This window comes from Alterinioella nitratireducens, assembly GCF_013155465.1.
Taxonomy (GTDB): Bacteria; Pseudomonadota; Alphaproteobacteria; order Rhodobacterales; family Rhodobacteraceae; genus Alterinioella; species Alterinioella nitratireducens.
In genome coordinates this window covers 141,785-161,548 of record NZ_JABJVX010000004.1, presented here as the reverse complement: position 1 = coordinate 161,548, position 19,764 = coordinate 141,785, and the positions used below count along the sequence as shown (strand labels likewise).

Genomic DNA, 19,764 nt, shown 5'->3' with positions numbered 1-19,764 from the left:
GTGAATTATGAATCACAACCCGCCCTAGACCCACATGCGTTGGGGGGCATTTGACAACCTCTAGTGTATGCACGCGATCACTCTGCACGATGAGACCAGGAAAGCCCTCTGACCGTTGAATCCCGAGTGAACGTGCCAGACTGGAATACGTATCTTTCATAGGTTCTCAATTAAACCTCCTCCACCATCACCACGCCCTCCAGGCTCTTCAGCGCGCCCTTGATCTGCGGGTTGACCGGAAAATCCTCGCCGAGCAGCACCTCCACCTCACCCGGCAAATCGGCGTCCAGCAGGCAAAGCTGCACCGGCCCGCGGCCCTTCAGCTTGGCCTCGCCCTTCGCGCGTTCCAAGAGCCCCGCGATACCGGGCACCGCCGTGGGTTCCTCGATGAAGACGCGCAAGCCGCTGCCGCCCGCATCCGCCACCGCGCCGTCGATGGGTTGCACGCCGCGCGCCAGAAGTTTCAGCTGATCGCCTTCAAACGTCGCCTCGACCGTCAGTACCAGGTTGGAGCCGGAATTCAGGTGCTCGCGGCTTGCCTCCAGGACGTCCGAGAACATCGTGACCTCGTAAAGCCCCGTGGGGTCCGACAGCGAGACGAAGGCGAAACGGTTGCCGCGCTGGCTCTTGCGTTCCTGGCGTGACGACACCGACCCGGCCATCTTGGTCACGAAAGCCCCGCCCTCGGCGCGCGCCTGCACCTCCTCCAGCGTCAGGCATTTGCGCCGTTTCAGGGCGGGCATATAGTCGTCCAGCGGATGACCGGACAGGTAGAAGCCGACCGCCTTGTGTTCCTCGGCCAGCCGTTCATTGGGCAGCCAGTCGGCAGGCGAGGTCAGGCGCGGTTCGGGCAGGTCATCCCCGGCCTCGCCAAACAGCGAGACCTGGTTGGAATTGCGCTGCTCGTGGATCGCGGCGGAATAGGCCACCAGCGCATCGAGGCTGTCGAAGACGCGGCGGCGGTTGCGGTCAAGCTCATCGAAGGCACCGGACCGCGCCAGCATTTCGAGCGACCGCTTGCCGACCCGTTTCAGATCGACCCGGCGGGCGAAGTCGAAGAGGGTGGAAAAGACCTGATCGCCGCGCGCCTCCTCAATGAGGCGCATCGCGTCGGTGCCGACGTTCTTGAGACCGCCAAGCGCATAGACCACGCAGCCATCCTTGACCGTGAACATGGCGGCGGAGCGGTTGACGCAAGGCGGGATCACCTCGATCTCCAGCCGGTCGACCTCCTGCTTGTAGACGCTCAGCTTGTCGGTCAGGTGGATGTCGCAATTCATCACGGCGGCCATGAACTCGACCGGGTAATTCGCCTTGAGGTAGGCGGTCTGGTAGCTGACCACCGCGTAGGCCGCGGCATGCGATTTGTTGAAGCCGTAATTGGCGAATTTCTCCAACAGGTCGAACACCTCGGTGGCCTTGCGCTTGTCGACCCCGTTCGCCATCGCGCCCGCCTCAAACTTGGGGCGTTCCTTGGCCATTTCCTCGGCGATCTTCTTGCCCATGGCGCGGCGCAGCAGGTCGGCACCGCCCAAGGAGTATCCCGCCATCACCTGCGCGATCTGCATCACCTGTTCCTGGTAGACGATGATGCCCTGCGTTTCCTCCAGGATGTCGTCGATCAGCGGATGGATCGAGGCGCGGTCCCTGAGGCCGTTCTTGACCTCGCAATAGGTCGGGATGTTCTCCATCGGGCCGGGCCGGTAGAGCGCGACCAGCGCCACAATGTCCTCGATGCAGGTGGGTTTCATGCGGCGCAGCGCGTCCATCATGCCCGAGCTTTCCACCTGGAACACGGCGACCGTCTTGGCGCTGGCGTAAAGGTCATAGGTCTTCTGATCATCGAGCGGAATGAGCCCGATATCGAATTCCACCCCGCGCGGTTTCAGAAGGTCCAGCGCGTTCTGGATCACGGTCAGGGTCTTCAGCCCCAGGAAATCGAACTTGACCAGTCCGGCAGGCTCCACCCATTTCATGTTGAACTGCGTCGCCGGCATGTCGGAGCGGGGATCCTGGTAAAGCGGCACAAGCTCATCCAGCGGCCGGTCGCCGATCACCACCCCGGCGGCATGGGTGGAGGCGTTCCTGAGCAGCCCCTCGACCTGCTGGCCATAGGTCAGAAGGCGGTCCACAACCTCCTCGTTCTTGGCCTCCTCGCGCAGGCGCGGCTCATCGGCCAGCGCCTTTTCGATGCTGACGGGCTTGACGCCTTCGACCGGGATCATCTTGGACAGGCGATCGACCTGCCCGAACGGCATCTGCAAGACGCGGCCCACATCGCGCACGGCGGCCTTGGACAGGAGCGCGCCGAAAGTGATGATCTGGCCCACCTTCTCGCGGCCGTATTTCTCCTGCACGTAGCGGATCACCTCCTCGCGGCGGTCCATGCAGAAGTCGATGTCGAAATCGGGCATCGAAACGCGTTCGGGGTTCAGGAAGCGTTCGAACAGAAGCTGATAGCGCAGCGGGTCAAGGTCGGTGATGGTCAGCGCATAGGCAACCAATGACCCGGCACCGGAACCGCGCCCCGGCCCGACCGGAATGTCATGATCCTTGGCCCATTTGATGAAATCGGCCACGATCAGGAAATAGCCGGGAAAGCCCATGTTCTCGATGATGCCAAGCTCGAATTCCAGCCGCTTTTCGTAATCCTCGACCGGGGCGGCATGGGGGATGACGGCGAGCCGCTTCTCCAGACCCTCGCGGGCCTGTCTGCGCAACTCCTCGACCTCGTCATCGGCGAATTTCGGCAGGATCGGCGGGTGCGTGCGGGCGCGGAAGGCGCAGCGGCGGGCGATCTCGACGGTGTTCTCCAGCGCCTCGGGCAGGTCGGCGAAGAGCGTGACCATCTCCTCGGGCGACTTGAAATAGTGCTGCGGCGTCAGGCGGCGGCGGGGTTGTTGCTGGTCGACATAGGCCCCCTCGGCGATGCAGATCAGCGCGTCATGCGCCTCGTACATCCTGGCCTCGGGGAAATAGACATCGTTGGTGGCAACGAGCGGCAATTCCATCGCATAGGCCATCTCGACAAAGCCGCGTTCGCTGGCGCGTTCGGCCTCGGGCAGGCCGCCATCGGACGGGTGGCGCTGCAACTCGACATAGAGCCGGTCGGCGAAGATATCCTTGAGCCGCGCCATCAGCGCCTCGGCCTTTGGATGCTGGCCACCCTGCAGGAACCGCCCGACCGGCCCGTCCGGCCCCCCTGTCAGGCAGATCAGCCCCTCGCTGTGCAGAGAAAGCTCGGCCTCGGTGATGTGCGCCACGCTGCCATCGCCGCGCAGGTAGAGGCAGGAGTTGAGCTTCATCAGGTTGGAATAGCCCGCCTGGTTCTGCGCCAGCAGCACGATGGGCGCGGGCAGGCGCGGTTTCTCGCCCGGGGCGGGCGGATCATAGTCCAGGTCCATCTGGCAGCCGATGATGGGCTGCACGCCGGATTTGGCGGCGGTCTCGGAAAACTCCAGCGCCGCGAACATGTTGTTGGTATCGGTGACTGCAATCGCGGGCATACCCAGACCCGCGGCCTGTGCGGGCAGTTTCTTGACCCGCATCGCGCCTTCCAGCAACGAGTATTCGGTATGGGTGCGCAGGTGGATGAATCGGGGGCTATCGGTCATGGGGGCGAGGCTAGCGCAGGCCGCATCGCGCCGCCACGCAAAACCACCCGGGAAGTGGCGAGGAGCGCCCGGAACGGGGGCGAGGAGCGGTCAGCCAATGGTGCAGATGCGGGCCGAACCACAGAGATTTTCGCCGCATCGTTGAAAGACTTTCCCGATACCGTCGGGCATCCACCCTTGCCACACGCCCCAAAAGCCGCTTTCCTGCCCCATGCAACAGGGAAATACGGCGCTGCGCCTTATCGTCGCCTCGGGCCGCGCAATAGAGGACAACGATCCTCCGACAAGATCGCGACCAAGAGTTACGTCATGACTGACACGGTGCGTTTTCATCTGAACGGCCAGCCTGTCGAGGTGCCGGCCCCCCCGCCGACGCGCACACTCCTGGATTGGCTGCGCGAGGATATGGGCCTGACCGGCACCAAGGAAGGCTGCAACGAGGGCGATTGCGGCGCCTGCACGATCATCGTCACCGATGAGAACGGCCCGCGTGCGATGAATGGCTGCATCCTGTTCCTGCCGCAGATCGACGGCAAGGCGGTGCGCACGGTGGAAGGCATCAGCGGCCCGGATGGCCGGATGCACCCCATTCAACAGGCGATGGTCGATCTGCACGGGTCGCAATGCGGCTTCTGCACGCCGGGGATCGTGGCGTCGCTGGCGGTGGCGCATCTGAAGGGTGCGACGGATTACGATGATGTGCTGGCGGGCAACCTCTGCCGCTGTACCGGCTATGCGCCGATCATCCGCGCGGCTGAGGCGGCGGCGAGCCATGAAGTGCCGGAATGGATGTTGGAGGATGCAAGGCTGGTGGGTGACCCCGCTGCGGCGCCGCAGAACCACCCGCCCTACGCGCCGACCTCTGCCGATGAGTTGGCCGAGTGGTATCTGGCCAATCCCGACGCGGTGCTGATCGCGGGGGCCACCGATGTGGGGCTCTGGGTGACCAAGGCGCTGCGCCATCTCGATCCGGTGGCGTTCCTGTCGGGCTGCGATGACCTCAAGCAGATCACCTCCACGGAGGATGAGATCCGCTTCGGCGCGATGGTCTCGTTCACCGACATGATGCCCGTCATCGCGCCCCTGCACCCCTCCCTGGACGAGATGCTGCGCCGGTTCTCCTCGGTCCAGGTGCGCAACGCCGCGACCGTGGGGGGCAATATCGCCAATGGCTCGCCCATCGGGGACAGCCCGCCCGCCCTGATCGCGCTGGAGGCCACGCTGCACCTGCGCAAGGGCGAGGCCCGCCGGAGCCTGCCACTGGAGGAGTTCTTCCTCGATTACGGCAAGCAGGACCGCGAGACGGGTGAGTTCGTCGAGGCCGTCTCCATCCCCCGCCAAACCGACCGGCTGCGCTGCTACAAGCTGTCGAAACGGTTTGACCAGGATATTTCCGCCGTCTGCGGATGCCTGAACATCACGGTGGAAAACGGCACTGTCACCGCCGCCCGCATCGCCTATGGCGGCATGGCGGGTATCCCGAAACGCGCCACCAACGTGGAGGCAGCCCTGATCGGCCAAGCCTGGACCGAGGCCACGGTGCGCGAAGCGATGGCCCGCTATGGCGACGATTTCACCCCGATGAGCGACATGCGCGCCTCGGCCCATTACCGCCTGACCACGGCGGCCAACATGCTTATGCGCTATTTCCACGAGGATCAGGGCGTGGCTACGAATGTGCTGGAGGTGTCGGCATGAGCGTGCGCACCCCTCTGCCCCACGATTCCGCGCCGCTGCATGTCACGGGTCGCGCGCGCTATGTCGATGACATCCCGACACCCGCGACCTGCCTGCACCTGGCCTTCGGGATGGCGCAGATCGCGCATGGGCGCATCACCTCGATGGACCTGGACGCTGTGCGATCCGCGCAGGGCGTCGTTCAGGTCATCGCCGGGTCCGATCTGGACGAGATCCCCGATTGCTCGCCCTCCGCCGAGGATGAGCCGCTTCTGTCGGACGGCACCATCCACTACCTCGGACAGCCCGTCTTCCTGGTCGCCGCCACCAGCCACCTGGCCGCGCGCCGGGCGGTGACGCTGGCGAAGATCACGTATGAGGAGGCCACGCCGCTGCTGACCATCGACGCCGCGCTGGAAGCGAATAGCCGGTTCGAGGACGGGCCGCGCGTCTATGAAAAGGGTGACGTGGATCAGGCCCTTTCCAGCGCCGCGCATGTCATCGAAGGCCGCATCGAGATGGGCGGGCAGGAGCATTTCTACCTCGAAGGTCAGGCCGCGATGGCGATGCCGCAGGATAATGGCGACATGATCGTGCATTCCTCGACGCAGCACCCGACCGAGATCCAGCACAAGGTGGCGCATGCCCTGCACCTGCCGATGAACGGCGTCCGGGTCGAAACGCGGCGCATGGGCGGCGGTTTCGGCGGCAAAGAGAGCCAGGGCAACCACCTGGCCATCGCCTGCGCCCTCATTGCGCATCGCACCGGGCTGCCCGCCAAGATGCGCTATGACCGGGACGATGATTTCATGATCACCGGCAAGCGGCATGATTTCCGGATTGATTACCGCGTCGGCGTGAATGATGAGGGCCGCATAGCCGGTGCCGAGTTCACCCAGATGACCCGCTGCGGATGGGCGCTGGACCTGTCGCTGCCGGTGGCCGACCGCGCCATGCTGCATGCCGACAACGCCTATCACCTGCCCGCCGCGCGGATCACCTCGCACCGGCTGCGCACCCACACCCAGAGCGCCACCGCCTTTCGCGGGTTCGGCGGGCCGCAGGGCGTTGTGGGGATCGAGCGGGTGATGGACCATATCGCGCACGCGCTTGGGCTGGACCCGTTGCAGGTGCGGCAGCGCAACTATTACGACGATGCGTTTGGGGCAGGCGTGGCGCAGGGGGGGCTGTCTGCCCCCCCCGGCCCCCCCGAGGATATTTCCGGAACAAAGAAGGCAGGGACAGCGCACAAGCTGTCGAGCGGGACCGGGGCCTCGAAACGCTTTGGCGGGGCGCATTCGCCTGAGCCGATGGCAGGCGGCGCGCAGACCACCCCCTATCACATGGAGGTCACCGATTTCCTGCTGAACGGGCTGACCGAGAAACTGGCCACGGATTGCGACTACGCCGCGCGCAAGGCGGCGATTGCCGAGTGGAACGCGGGCCAGCCGGTGCTGAAGAAGGGCATCGCGCTGACGCCGGTCAAGTTCGGGATTTCCTTCACGCTGACGCATCTCAACCAGGCGGGCGCGCTGGTCCATGTCTATGCCGATGGTTCGGTCCATATGAACCATGGCGGCACCGAGATGGGCCAGGGGCTGAACCAGAAGGTCGCGCAGGTTGCCGCCGACCGCTTCGGCATCTCGCCCGACATGGTCAAGATCACCGCGACCGATACCGGCAAGGTGCCCAACACCTCGGCCACTGCCGCCTCCTCGGGTTCCGATCTGAACGGGATGGCGGTCAAGGCCGCCTGCGACACGATCCGCGACCGCATGGCCGAATATCTCGCCACCGAACACCAGGTGAAACCGCATCAGGTGCGCTTTGCCGATGGCATGGTGCATGTGGGCGCCGAGGAGATCCCCTTCGCCGAGGCCGCCAATCGCGTCTATATGGGCCGCGTCAGCCTGTCCGCGACCGGGTATTACAAGACCCCCGATATCGAATGGGACCGGATCGCGGGGCGGGGCCGCCCGTTCTTCTACTTCGCGCAAGGGGCCGCCTGTTCCGAGGTCGTGATCGACACCCTGACCGGCGAGAACCGCATCCTGCGCACCGATATTCTGCATGACGCGGGCTCCAGCCTGAATCCAGCGATTGATATCGGCCAGATCGAGGGCGGTTTCGTGCAGGGCGCGGGCTGGCTGACCACCGAGGAACTGGTCTGGGACGAGACGGGCCGCCTGCGCACCCACGCGCCTTCGACCTACAAGATCCCCGCCTGTTCCGATCGGCCCCGCATCTTCAACGTGGCGCTCTGGGATGCGCCCAACCCCGCCGAGACGATCTACCGTTCCAAGGCCGTGGGCGAGCCGCCCCTCATGCTGGGGATAAGCGTCTGGTCGGCCCTGGCCGATGCGGTCTCCGCCTGCGGGCCGAACTACCCGGACCTGCAGGCCCCCGCCACCGCAGAGGCCGTGCTGGCCGCCGTTGCGAGGGCGCGCGGGTGAGTTTCGACCGCTCAGCCCTTGCCCGGGCGACCCATGCGCATGGGCCTGTGATGCGGGTGGTCATTGTGCGGGTGCGCGGCTCGACCCCGCGCGAGGTCGGCGCGTCGATGCTGGTCTGGCCGGGCGGGCAATCGGGGACGATCGGCGGGGGAGAGCTTGAGTTTCAGGCCGCCACCCGCGCCCGCAGACAGGCGCAGCCCCGCGCGCTTGTCACTTTGCCGCTCGGCCCCGAACTGGGCCAGTGCTGCGGCGGGGCCGTCACATTGCTGATGGAGCGCTTCGACATCGCCGACACCGCCATGCCGCTGCCCTATGCGCGCCCTCTCGACCCACACGACGATCCGGCCGACATGCCGCAATCGGTCGCGCGGCTGGTGCAGGACGGGGCGCTGGACGGGCCGACCGTGCTGGAGGGCTGGTTCATCGAGCCCGAACTGAGACCCGCGCACAGCCTCTGGATCTACGGCGCGGGCCATGTCGGGCGGGCCATCGTCGGGGTCATGGCCCCGTTGCCGGATTGGCGGATCACCTGGATCGACACCTCGCCATCGCGTTACCCCGCAACCCGCGAACCCGGCGTCTCGTATTTGCCCGCCGTCAAGCCTGCCGATACCGTGCGCCACGCGCCGGATAACGCTGAACACCTCATTCTGACCTATAGCCATGAGATGGACCTGGAGATCTGCCACCGGCTGCTATCGCGTGATTTCGCCTTTGCGGGGCTGATCGGGTCCGACACCAAATGGGCGCGGTTCCGCAGCCGATTGAAGGCGCTCGGACATGCGGCGGAGACCATCGACAGGATCACCTGCCCGATCGGCGATCCGGATCTCGGCAAACATCCGCAGGCCATTGCCGTCGGCGTCGCCGCAGACTTACTCACACGCGCAAGAGCCGCGTCACACGCCGCAACAGGGGACATGACCATGACACAAGACGCGGATCAGGGGGCGGGACCATGAGCGATACGCCGCTTCTGAAGATCGAGGGGCTGACCAAGGCCTATCCCGGCGTCGTCGCCAATGATGACGTCTCGTTCCAGATCATGCCCGGCGAGGTGCATTCCCTGCTTGGCGAAAACGGCGCGGGGAAATCCACGCTGGTCAAGATGATCTACGGGTTGGTGCGCCCCGACAGCGGGTCGATGAGCTTCAAGGGCGCGCCTTTCACGCCATCAGAGCCGCGCGCCGCGCGGGCCTCGGGCGTGGCCATGGTGTTCCAGCATTTCAGCCTGTTCGAGGCGCTGAACGTGGCCGAGAACATCGCGCTTGGCATGGAAAACCCGCCGAAACAGGCCGCCCTTGCCGCCCGCATCCGCGAGGTGAGCGAGGCTTACGGCCTGCCGCTCGACCCTGACCGACTGGTCGGTGATCTCAGCGCGGGCGAACGCCAGCGGGTCGAGATCATCCGCTGCCTGTTGCAAGATCCCAAGCTGCTGATCATGGACGAGCCGACCAGCGTCTTGACCCCGCAGGAGGTCGAGATTCTTTTCCACACCCTGCGCAAGCTGTCCGAGGAGGGCACCGCGATTCTCTATATCAGCCACAAGCTGGAGGAGATCCGGGCGATCTGCGACGAGGCCACGATCCTGCGGCTTGGCAAGGTCGTCGGCACCTGCACCCCGCGCGAAACATCCGCCGCCGAGATGGCCGAACTGATGGTCGGCAAGTCGCTGGCCAAACCGGGGCGCAGCGATGTCACGCATGGCGAGGTGGTCCTGAAGGTCTCCGGTCTCTCGGTGGAGCCCGCCAGCCCCTTCGGCACGCCGCTGCGCCATATCGGGATCGAGCTGCGCAAGGGCGAGGTTCTGGGCATCGGCGGCGTCGCGGGCAACGGACAGGACGAATTGCTGGCCGCCCTGTCGGGCGAGGCCACGACGGCACCCGGATCGGTCACGCTGGAGGGGGAGAAGATCGGCGCGCTCGGCCCCAATGAACGCCGCGCGCGCGGGCTGCTCTGTGCGCCCGAGGAACGGCTCGGCCACGCCGCCGCCCCCGATATGAGCCTGACGGAAAACGCGCTGCTGACCGCGCGCGGGCGCAAGGGGCTGGCCCGGAGCGGGTTCATCAACTGGGGCAAGACCCGAAGCTACGCCGAAGAGATCATCAGGGATTTCGACGTGCGCACCCCCGGCCCGGAGAACGCGGCGCGGTCGCTGTCGGGCGGTAACCTGCAGAAATTCGTCACCGGGCGCGAGGTGCTGCAGGGCCCCACCGTGCTGGTCGTCAACCAGCCCACCTGGGGCGTCGATGCCTCGGCCGCCGCCGATATCCGGCAGGCGCTGCTGAACCTGGCGCAGGAAGGCGCGGGCGTGATCGTGATTTCCCAGGACCTCGATGAGTTGCTGGAAGTCTCGGACAATTTCGCCGCTCTGAACGAGGGCCGCCTGTCCAATGTGCGCGCCACGTCCGGCCTGACGATGGAGACCATCGGCCTGATGCTCGGCGGGGCGCATGACATGCACGAAGCAGACAAGGAGGCACTCCATGCTGGTGCTTGAAAAACGCCCGCAGCCGTCGAAAGGCTGGATCGCGGCGACGCCGGTTCTGGCCGTGGTGCTGACCATGATCGCGGGCGGGCTGATGTTTGCCGCGCTTGGCAAGAACCCGGTCGAGGCGATTCGGATCATCTTCTGGGATCCGCTCTTCAACGCGCAATTCGCCTCCTATGCGCGGCCGCAATTGCTGGTGAAGGCGGCGCCTCTGATCCTCATTGCCATCGGGCTGGCGCTCGGGTTTCGGGCCGGTATCTGGAATATCGGGGCCGAGGGGCAATATATCATGGGCGCGCTGGCGGGTGCGGCTTTCGGGCTCTATTTCTACCCGACCGAAAACCCGCTGGTCTTTCCCGGCATGATCATCGCGGGGGCCGCAGGCGGATGGGCCTGGGCGATGATTCCCGCCATCCTCAAGACCCGGTTCCGCACCAATGAAATCCTGGTCTCGCTGCTGCTGGTCTACGTGGCCGAGAAACTCCTGGCCTCCGCCGCGACGGGCTGGCTGCGCAACCCCGACGGGCGCGGCTTTCCGGGCAGCCGGAACCTGAGCCAGATCGAGGCGATGAACAACCCCGAGCTGATTGCGAACACGGGCATGCATTGGGGCGTCGTGGCCGCCTTCATCGCGGTGATCATGGCCTATATCCTGCTCAACCGGCACATTCTGGGCTATCAGATCAAGCTGGCCGGTCAGGCCCCGCGCGCGGCCCGTTTCGCGGGCGTCAGGCCGACGCGGCTGATCGTGCTCTGCCTCGGGACCTCGGGCGCGCTGGCGGGTCTTGCCGGCGTCTTCGAGGTTACGGGTCCAGCCGGTCAGATCAGCATCGACTTCAACGTCGGCTACGGCTTCACCGCGATCATCGTGGCCTTCCTGGGCCGGTTGCACCCGGTGGGCATCCTGCTGGCCGGTCTCCTGATGGCACTGACCTATATCGGGGGGGAGCTTGCGCAGCTTATGCTGACCATCCCCGCCCCGGCGATCCAGGCGTTCCAGGGGATGCTGCTGTTCTTCCTGCTGGCCGTCGACGTGCTGTCGAATTACCGAATAAGACTGAAGCGGGAGGGCCTGGCATGATGGGCATTGATCCGGTCACCCTTATCGCCGCGCTGATCGTGGCCTCCACCCCGATCCTGCTGGCGGCCATCGGCGAACTGGTCGTCGAGAAGGCGGGCGTCCTCAACCTGGGCGTCGAGGGCATGATGATCACCGGCGCGATCTGCGGGTTTGCCATCGCGGTCGATAGCGGCTCGCCCACGCTCGGCTTTATCGCCGCGGCAGGGGGCGGCGCGGCGCTGTCGCTGGTCTTCGCCTTCCTCACGCAATACCTTTTGTCCAATCAGGTGGCGACGGGGCTGGCACTGACCCTTTTCGGGCTCGGCCTCTCGGCCCTGATCGGGGTCAGCTATTCGGGTATCTCGCCGCCGGTGACGCCCTCGCTGGACATCCCCGGCCTCAGCGACATGCCAGTGCTCGGGCCCATCCTCTTTTCGCATGACGCCATCGTCTACCTGTCGGTGGCCCTGGTCGCCGCTGTCTGGGCGACGCTGAAATACAGCCGCGTGGGCCTGATCATCCGCGCCGTCGGTGAAAGCCACGATGCCGCCCATGCGCTTGGCTACAAGGTGGTGCGGATCCGGGTTCTGGCGATCATGTTCGGCGGGGCCTGCGCGGGGCTCGGCGGGGCGTATCTCAGCCTGGTGCGGGTGCCGCAATGGACCGAGGGCATGACGGCGGGCGCGGGATGGATCGCGCTGGCCATCGTGGTCTTCGCCAGCTGGAAACCCTGGCGCGCCCTGATTGGCGCCTACCTCTTCGGCGGCATCACGGCGCTGCAACTGCGACTACAGGCGGCAGGCTTCGACATTCCGGTCGAGTACCTGTCGATGTCGCCCTATGTCGTCACCATCCTGGTGCTGGTCATCATGTCCTCCGACCGCAATCGTGCCGCATTGAATGCGCCCGCATCCCTCGGCAAGGTGTTCCATGCAACCGGCTAGGAGAGACCATGACCCGCAGCGATGTCCTGCACATCCTGGATGGAACCGGGCCGCGCTTTGGCAAATCCGTGGCGCTGGCGCTGAACGGGTTGATCCTCTTGTCGGCCGCCACGATCGCGGTCGAGACCATGCCGGGCCTGCCCGCCCCGCTGCGATCCGCCCTCTTCTGGCTGGAGGTCGCGATCCTGGCGATCTTCGCGGTCGAATATATGGTCCGCGTGATCTGTGCGCCCCGGCCCTGGCGCTACATCTTCAGTTTCTGGGGGCTGGTCGACCTGCTGGCCGTGCTGCCCGCGCTGGTCTTGCTGCAACCGCAATGGGCCTCGGTCCGGGTGTTCCGGCTGATCCGCCTGGTGCGTCTGCTGAAACTGTTCCGCACCTCGCTGGCGCTGAACCGGATGCGCCGGGCCGTACGCTCGGTGCGCGGCGAATTGACGGTCCTGGGCGTGATGGCGGCGATGGTGCTCTATGTCGCCGCCGTGGGCATCTACATTTTCGAACACCAGGCACAACCCGAGATCTTTTCCTCGATCCCCATGGCGCTCTGGTGGGCCGTCGCATCCTTGACCACTGTCGGCTATGGGGACATGGTTCCGCTGACAGTGGGAGGGCGGATTTTCACAACACTGGTTCTTTTCGTGGGCCTCGGCATCGTGGCCGGTCCCGCAGCGATCATCACGGCGGCCCTGCTCGAATCCGATCTGGAGGATGCAGGGCTGGAGCTTTCGGAAACGCATGAAGACAACGATGACAACAAGGGAGATGTCACATGAAGACAACCACAACACTCCTCGCCGGGGCGGCGCTTGCGCTTGGCCTGGCGGGCGGCGCGATGGCGCAGGACGAGCCGCTTCAGGTCGGCTTTGTCTATGTCGGCTCGATCGGCGATCTGGGCTGGACCTATGAGCATGACCAGGGCCGCCTCGCGGTCGAGGAGTATTTCGGCGACGCGGTCGAGACCACCTATGTCGAGAACGTGCCGGAAGGCGCCGACGCCGAACGCGTGATGACGCAGATGGCGCTGTCGGGGGCCGACCTGATCTTTACCACCTCGTTCGGCTACATGGAGCCCACCAACAACGTCGCGGCGCGGTTCCCGGACGTGATGTTCGAGCACGCCACCGGCTATCTGCGCAATTCGCCCAACGTCTCGACCTATGCCGCGCGCTTCTATGAGGGCCGCGCCGTGATGGGCCATATCGCGGGCAACATGACGGAAAGCAACATCATCGGCTATATCGGCTCCTACCCGATTCCCGAGGTGATCCGGGGCATCAACTCGGCCTATCTGCACGCGGCCGAAGTGAACCCGGATGTCGAGTTCCGCGTGATCTGGGCCTATACCTGGTTCGATCCGGCGGTCGAGGCCGAGGCCGCGCAGGCGCTGATCGACCAGGGTGCCGACGTGATCTTGCAGCACACGGATTCGACCGCACCGATGACCGTGTTGGCCGAGGCGGGCGCCATCGGCTTCGGGCAGGCCTCCGACATGGGGCAGTTCGCGCCGACGCCGCGCGTCTCCTCGATCATCGACAACTGGGCCCCCTATTACATCGAGCGGGTGCAGGCGGTCATGGATGGCACCTGGGAAAGCAGCGATGTCTGGGGCGGCATCGACAGCGGCATGGTGGAAATCGGCGAAATATCCGACGCGATCCCCGAAGAGGTGCGCGCCTCGGCGCAGGCACTGGCCGACAGCATCGAGGATGGCAGCTACCACCCCTTCACCGGCCCGATCAACCGGCAGGACGGCTCGGTCTGGCTGGCCGAGGGCGAAACCGCCGATGACGGCACGCTCCTGGGCATGGATTTCTATGTCGAGGGCATGACCGGCGACGTGCCGAACTAAGCCCGGCAGCACAAAGACAGCGAGAGGCCCGCCCTGACCCGGCGGGCCTCTTTTCGTTTCGACGCTGCTCCTCGCCTTCAGCTCCTCGCCGCGCCTCGATTCATGCCGGGGTCGGTCAGACACAAAGGAACCGGCGATGACCCGGATACCCCGTTTCGACGACGTCACCATTGCCGATCTCTACCGCGACCCGCAGGCGATCTACACGCGGTTGAGGCATGAGGCGCCCGTCGCGCATATCCCCGCGACGGGCCGGGTCTTCATCACCCGCGCCGCCGACCTGCGCCACATCAAGGAAAGCCCCGACCTCTTCGCGAGCCGAGGACACCACCACCCCCGCCGACCGTAGCTTCCAGGCCACCACGATGATGCGCAAGGACGGCGCGCTGGCCCCCGGCCTGTCGGCGGGGAATGTCGCGGATGAGCGTGGCCGAGGCGCTGCTGCCCGCGCTACTGGATCGCTTTCCCGACATGGCGCTGATCGACGCAGGCGCCGTCAGATGGCACGGCTTCACCTTTCGCGGCCCCCTCGCCTTGCCCGTCCGCTTCTGACATGCCATGCCTTCGCGCATGAGCACGGATTTCCTCATCATCGGCGGCGGCATCGCGGGCATCTCGACCGCCGCGCGGCTGTCTCATCTCGGCTCGGTCCAGGTGCTGGAGGGCGAGGAGGCGCTGGCCTATCACGCTTCGGGCCGGTCGGCGGCGCTGTTCGAGCCCTCCTATGGCAACGCGCCGACCGTGGCCCTCAACCGCGCCTCGGCGGCCTATCTGCAGGGGGCCAATGGCGGCGTGCTGTCCCCGCGCGGGCTGATGTTCCTGGCGGGACCGGGCGAAGAGGCGGGCCTAGAGGCCGACATCAAAGCGATGGACCTGACGCCGATGAGCCTTGCGGACGCGCGGGCGATGGTGCCGATCCTGGATACGGCCTACCTCACGGGGGCCGCCTATCACGCCAGCGCCTGGGACATCGACACCGACCTGATGGTGCAGAATTTCGCGCGCGAGGCACGGGGCAATGGCGCGGTGATCACGACGAAGGCGCGGGTCACCGGCATCGCGCGGGGTGGCTCCGGCTGGCAGGTCGACACCGCATCGGACAGCTACAGCGCCCGCATCCTGGTCAATGCGGGCGGTGCTTGGGCCGATCACATCGCCAGCATGGCGGGCGTCGCCCCCATCGGCATCACGCCGCTGCGCCGCTCGATGGCGCGCCTGCCTGCCCCTGGCGGCCATGATGTCGGCGGCTGGCCGATGCTGATCGGCGCGGGCGAGACCTGGTATGCCAAGCCCGACGCGGGCAAGTGGCTGGTTTCCCCTGCCGAGGAAGACCCGGTGGAAACGCCCCACGATGCCTGGGCCGATGACATGGTGCTGGCCGAGGGGATCGCCCGCTATCAGCCCTATGTCACCGAAGAGGTAACGCGGGTCGAGACCTCCTGGGCGGGCCTGCGCAGTTTCGCGCCCGACCGGACGCTGGTGCTTGGGCCTGCCGTGGACGCCGGTGATTTCATCTGGGTTGCGGCGCAGGGCGGCTATGGGTTCCAGACCGCGCCTGCAGCCAGCCAGTTGATCGCGGACCTGATCGCGGACCGCAGGCCCGAACTCCCCGCCGGGATCGTCGCGGCCCTCAGCCCCGCGCGCTTCGCATGACCCGCGCGCCCATTCATCCCGACCGACCCGATGCAGAGGAGAATGGCCGCCTGCGCGCGCCCGCAACGGCGCGCAATTTGGGGCCGATCCTCGATGTCCTGCTGAGCCATGCCCCCCGCGAGGGCCGCGCGCTGGAGATCGCGGCGGGAACCGGCGAACATGCCGTGGCCTTTGCCCGCGCCTTTCCCGGCCTCGACTGGCAGCCCAGTGATATTGACGAGACCCGGCTTGCCTCGATCGCGGCTTGGGCGCGGGCCGAGGGGCCGGAAACCCTTCGCGCCCCGATCCACATGGATGCGACAAGACCCGGATGGGCCGAAGATCACGGTCCCGTCGAGATGATCCTGGCTGTCAACCTGCTGCACCTGATCTCCAAGCGCGAGACCGAGACCTTGCTGTCCGAGATGACCCGCGCGCTGGCCCCCGGCGGCACGGGTTTCCTCTACGGTCCGTTCCTGCGCGACGGCGCGACCACCAGCGCGGGCGACGCGCAGTTCCACGCCAGCCTTCAGGCGCAGGACGCGCAGATCGGTTACAAGGACCTCGCCTGGGTCGTTGACAGGCTGTCTCCGCTGGTCGTCACCGCCCAGGAGATGCCCGCCAACAACCTGATGCTGATCGCACGCCAGGCGGATCGGGGCGGCTGACCGCCAAGATTCTCCTTCCCAAGGGGCCCCCAAACATGCTGATCTGAGGCGGATTTTGGAAACCGACCGGGGGGTCATTCATGTCCATTCTTCGTTTGCTGCAAGAGGCCCAGGGCGGGCACGGCATCGACCAGCTGGCCGAGCAACTGGGGATCGACCGCGATCAGGCCAACCAGTTGACGGGCATGCTGGCCCCGGCCATCGGCTCGGCAGCCAACAGGCGGGTGCAATCGGGCGGCATGGCCGACCTGCTCGGCGCGCTGCGCGGTGAGGCGCAGGCACGGAATTTCGACGACGCCACACTCGCGGCCAGCGAGGAGGGGCGCGAACAGGGACGCGATTTCCTGTCCGCGCTGCTTGGCGGCCGCGATCAGGCCGACGAATTGGCCAGCGAAGCCGCGACACGCGCGGGCGTCGATAGCGGCACCGTGCAGCAATTCCTGCCTGCCCTTGCCGCAATGGTGCAGGGCGGCTTGCAGCGTCAGGTGCCCGACAGCTCGATCGACGCGATGGAGACCGAGGATCAGGGTGGCGGGCTGATGGGGCTTGTCGGCGGATTGCTCGGCGGCGGCGGTGGGGGTGGCGCGAACGCGTTGTCACGGATGCTGGACGCCGATGGCGACGGATCGGCGCTGGATGACGTGTTGGGGCGGTTTATCCGGTAGAAGTATCGACGCGCTACGCGCGCCGACCGATGCGAGGGGCGCTGCCCCTCGCGCTCCCCGAGGTATTTTTCGCAAAATGAAAGGGGTTATCCGTCCTTGCGGATCGCCGCGTTGGTCGGGTCATAGGGGCTGTCCTGCGCGATCTCGGCATTCCAGAGCCGGTCGAACATCTTGACCTTCAGCCGAGTTCCGGGCACCGCCAGATCGGGGCGGACATAGCCCATGCCGATGGATTTGCCGAAAGCGACGGAATAGCCGCCCGAGGTCAGTCGGCCCACCTTGGTGTCGCCGTCATAAAGCGCCTCGCGGCCCCAGGGGTCGGCATCCTCCGGCCCGTCGATCAGCAGAGTGACGCATTTGGCGCGCACGCCCGTGTCCAGCATCGCCTGCTTGCCGTGATAGTCCTTGTCCATATCGACGAAGCGCGGCAGGTCGGCCTCGAGCGGGGTCGCGTCGCGGCCAAGCTCATTGCCGAAGGCGCGGTAGCTCTTCTCCTGCCTGAGCCAGTTCTGCGCCCGCGCGCCGACCAGCTTCATGCCATGCTTCGCGCCCGCGGTCTCCAGCAGGTCGAAGAGGTAGTTCTGCATCTCGATCGGATGGTGCAGCTCCCACCCCAATTCGCCGGTATAGGCGACGCGGATGGCGTTGACGGGGCACATGCCAAGCTCGATCCTGCGGGCCGAGAGCCACGGGAAGCGCTTGTTCGACAGCACCGTGTCGGGGTCGGCATCCTTGACCACCTCGCGCAGCACATCGCGCGATTTGGGACCGGCAATGGCGAAGACGCCCCATTGCGTGGTGACATCCTGGATCTCGATATAGCCGAACTCGCCCATCTTGTCGGCGGCTGCCTTGCGCAGGAAATCGGCGTCATATTCCGTCCAGGCCCCGGCGGAGACGAGGTAATAGCTGTCCTCGCCATTGCGCACGATGGTGTATTCGGTGCGCGTCGTGCCATGCGCGGTCAGGGCGTAGGTCAGGTTGATCCGCCCCACCTTGGGCAGCTTGTTGCAGGTGAACCAGTCGAGGAACCGCGTGGCCCCCGGCCCCTTGACGACATGCTTGGTGAAGGCGGTCGCGTCGATCAGGCCCACACCTTCCCGGATCGCTTTCGCCTCCTCGACCGCGTATTGCCACCAATCGCCGCGCCGGAAGGACCGCGCGTCGTGGTCGAACGTCTCGGGCGCATCGAGGGGCCCGTAATAGTTGGGCCGTTCCCACCCGTTGACGAAGCCGAACTGCGCGCCGCGCGCTTTCTGGCGGTCATAGGCGGGGGCGGTGCGCAGGGGGCGGCAGGCGGGGCGTTCCTCATCGGGGTGGTGCAGGATGTAGACGTGGTCGTAGCATTCCTCGTTCTTGCGGGCGGCGAACTCGGTGGTCATCCAGCTTTGGCTGTAGCGCTTGGGGTCGAGCGAGGCCATGTCGATCTCGGCCTCGCCATCGACCATCATCTGCGCCAGGTAATAGCCCGTTCCACCCGCCGCCGTGATGCCGAAGGAGAACCCCTCCGCCAGCCACATGTTGCGCAGGCCGGGCGCGGGGCCGACCAGCGGGTTGCCGTCGGGCGTGTAGCAGATCGGGCCGTTGAAATCGTCCTTGAGGCCGCTTTCCTCACAGGACGGGATGCGGTGGATCATCGCCATGTATTGCTCTTCGATCCGCTCCAGGTCGAGCGGGAAGAGGTCGGCGCGGAAGCTGTCGGGCACGCCATGTTCAAAGACGGCGGGCGCGTGTTTCTCGTAGACGCCGAGGATCCAGCCGCCGCGTTCCTCGCGCACGTAGGATTGCGCATCGGCGTCGCGGATGACGGGGTGTTCCTTGCCGCCCTGCTGGCGGTACTCGACCAGCGCCGGATCCTTGTCCATGACGATGAACTGGTGCTCGACCGGGATCGCGGGGATCTTGATGCCGAGCTTCTTCGCCGTGCTCTGCGCGTGGTTGCCGCTGGCGGTGACGACGTGTTCGGCGGTGATCACGATCTGCTCGTCGGAGGGCACCAGGTTGCCGCCCTTCTCCACCATTCTCGTGCAAGTGACCTCCCAGGCCTCGCCGGTCCAGTGGAAGGCATCGGCCTGCCATTTGCGCTCGATCGCGACGCCGCGCTGGCGGGCACCCTTGGCCATGGCCTGGGTCACATCGGCGGGGTTGATGTAGCCGTCCGTGTGGTGATAGAGTGCGCCTTTCAGGTCTTCCGTATTGATCAGGGGCCAACGCTGCTTGATCTCGTCGGGGGTCAGCCACTGATACGGCACCTCGCAGGTTTCGGCGGTCGAGGCATAGAGCATGTATTCATCCATCCGCGCATCGGTCTGCGCCATGCGCAGGTTGCCGACCACGGCGAAGCCCGCGTTGAGGCCGGTTTCCGCCTCCAGCGATTTGTAGAAATCGACCGAGTATTTGTGGATATGGGTGGTGGCGAAGCTCATGTTGAAGAGCGGCAGGAGGCCCGCCGCGTGCCAGGTCGAGCCGGAGGTCAGCTCATCGCGTTCCAGCAGCATCACATCCTCCCACCCGGCCTTGGCCAGGTGATAGGCGATGGAGGTTCCGACGGCACCGCCGCCGACGACAAGGGCTTTGACCTGGGTTTTCATGGGGAACGGACTCCGCGCGTCTGATTTGTTGCGGCCAATCTGGCGAAATTCGCGCCGGGGTGACAGGTTGACCCGACCTGATAGCGCACATTTCCGACGCGGTTGTCAGAAATTCCTGAC

Annotated in this window: 15 protein-coding genes; 13 read left to right on the top strand and 2 right to left on the bottom strand. The window is 65.9% G+C overall.

All coding sequences use genetic code 11. The features are described 5' to 3' along the window. Nucleotides 1-170: 170 nt before the first annotated feature. A complete protein-coding gene (dnaE, locus tag HNS34_RS08455) occupies nt 171-3,614 on the bottom strand; it encodes a DNA polymerase III subunit alpha (protein WP_172319619.1) in 3,444 nt (1,147 codons plus the stop codon). 309 nt (nt 3,615-3,923) lie between these two features. Here dnaE and xdhA point away from each other — a divergent pair, with 309 nt between their 5' ends. From xdhA to HNS34_RS08395, 13 genes are all read left to right on the top strand, one after another. Next, nucleotides 3,924-5,312 (top strand): xanthine dehydrogenase small subunit, encoded by a 1,389-nt coding sequence (xdhA, locus tag HNS34_RS08450; protein WP_172319618.1) that lies wholly within the window; start codon nt 3,924-3,926, stop codon nt 5,310-5,312. Continuing rightward, nucleotides 5,309-7,744: a xanthine dehydrogenase molybdopterin binding subunit gene (gene xdhB, locus HNS34_RS08445; RefSeq protein ID WP_172319617.1), complete on the top strand. Its 2,436-nt coding sequence runs from the start codon at nt 5,309-5,311 to the stop codon at nt 7,742-7,744. The genes xdhA and xdhB overlap by 4 nt, the downstream gene beginning before the upstream one ends. Next, the gene (gene xdhC / locus HNS34_RS08440; RefSeq protein WP_172319616.1) at nt 7,741-8,706 is read left to right on the top strand and encodes a xanthine dehydrogenase accessory protein XdhC; all 966 of its coding nucleotides are present in this window, start codon (nt 7,741-7,743) and stop codon (nt 8,704-8,706) included. Before xdhB ends, xdhC begins: the two co-directional genes overlap by 4 nt. Continuing rightward, nucleotides 8,703-10,244: an ABC transporter ATP-binding protein gene (locus tag HNS34_RS08435; RefSeq protein ID WP_172319615.1), complete on the top strand. Its 1,542-nt coding sequence runs from the start codon at nt 8,703-8,705 to the stop codon at nt 10,242-10,244. Before xdhC ends, HNS34_RS08435 begins: the two co-directional genes overlap by 4 nt. Continuing rightward, a complete protein-coding gene (locus tag HNS34_RS08430) occupies nt 10,231-11,316 on the top strand; it encodes an ABC transporter permease (protein ID WP_172319614.1) in 1,086 nt (361 codons plus the stop codon). Before HNS34_RS08435 ends, HNS34_RS08430 begins: the two co-directional genes overlap by 14 nt. Continuing rightward, a complete protein-coding gene (locus HNS34_RS08425; RefSeq protein ID WP_172319861.1) occupies nt 11,316-12,239 on the top strand; it encodes an ABC transporter permease in 924 nt (307 codons plus the stop codon). The genes HNS34_RS08430 and HNS34_RS08425 overlap by 1 nt, the downstream gene beginning before the upstream one ends. Nucleotides 12,240-12,247: 8 nt before the next feature. Then, nucleotides 12,248-13,012, top strand: coding sequence for an ion transporter (locus HNS34_RS08420; protein ID WP_172319613.1), 765 nt, complete (start codon nt 12,248-12,250; stop codon nt 13,010-13,012). Further along, nucleotides 13,009-14,088: a BMP family ABC transporter substrate-binding protein gene (locus HNS34_RS08415; RefSeq protein ID WP_172319612.1), complete on the top strand. Its 1,080-nt coding sequence runs from the start codon at nt 13,009-13,011 to the stop codon at nt 14,086-14,088. Before HNS34_RS08420 ends, HNS34_RS08415 begins: the two co-directional genes overlap by 4 nt. A 136-nt stretch (nt 14,089-14,224) precedes the next feature. After that, nucleotides 14,225-14,437 (top strand): hypothetical protein, encoded by a 213-nt coding sequence (locus HNS34_RS08410; RefSeq protein ID WP_172319611.1) that lies wholly within the window; start codon nt 14,225-14,227, stop codon nt 14,435-14,437. Between the two features lie 71 nt (nt 14,438-14,508). After that, complete coding sequence (locus HNS34_RS20550; RefSeq protein WP_214647454.1) at nt 14,509-14,640, top strand: cytochrome P450; 132 nt, start codon at nt 14,509-14,511, stop codon at nt 14,638-14,640. Nucleotides 14,641-14,658: 18 nt separating this feature from the next. Then, a complete protein-coding gene (locus HNS34_RS08405) occupies nt 14,659-15,741 on the top strand; it encodes an NAD(P)/FAD-dependent oxidoreductase (protein ID WP_172319610.1) in 1,083 nt (360 codons plus the stop codon). Next, nucleotides 15,738-16,388 carry a DUF938 domain-containing protein gene (locus tag HNS34_RS08400; protein WP_172319609.1) on the top strand — a complete coding sequence of 217 codons (651 nt, stop codon included), beginning with the start codon at nt 15,738-15,740 and terminating at the stop codon, nt 16,386-16,388. The genes HNS34_RS08405 and HNS34_RS08400 overlap by 4 nt, the downstream gene beginning before the upstream one ends. A gap of 80 nt (nt 16,389-16,468) precedes the next feature. Further along, a complete protein-coding gene (locus HNS34_RS08395; RefSeq protein ID WP_172319608.1) occupies nt 16,469-17,053 on the top strand; it encodes a DUF937 domain-containing protein in 585 nt (194 codons plus the stop codon). Between the two features lie 86 nt (nt 17,054-17,139). Here HNS34_RS08395 and HNS34_RS08390 read toward each other — a convergent pair whose 3' ends face one another. Further along, nucleotides 17,140-19,644 (bottom strand): GcvT family protein, encoded by a 2,505-nt coding sequence (locus HNS34_RS08390; protein WP_172319607.1) that lies wholly within the window; start codon nt 19,642-19,644, stop codon nt 17,140-17,142. Nucleotides 19,645-19,764: the final 120 nt, after the last annotated feature.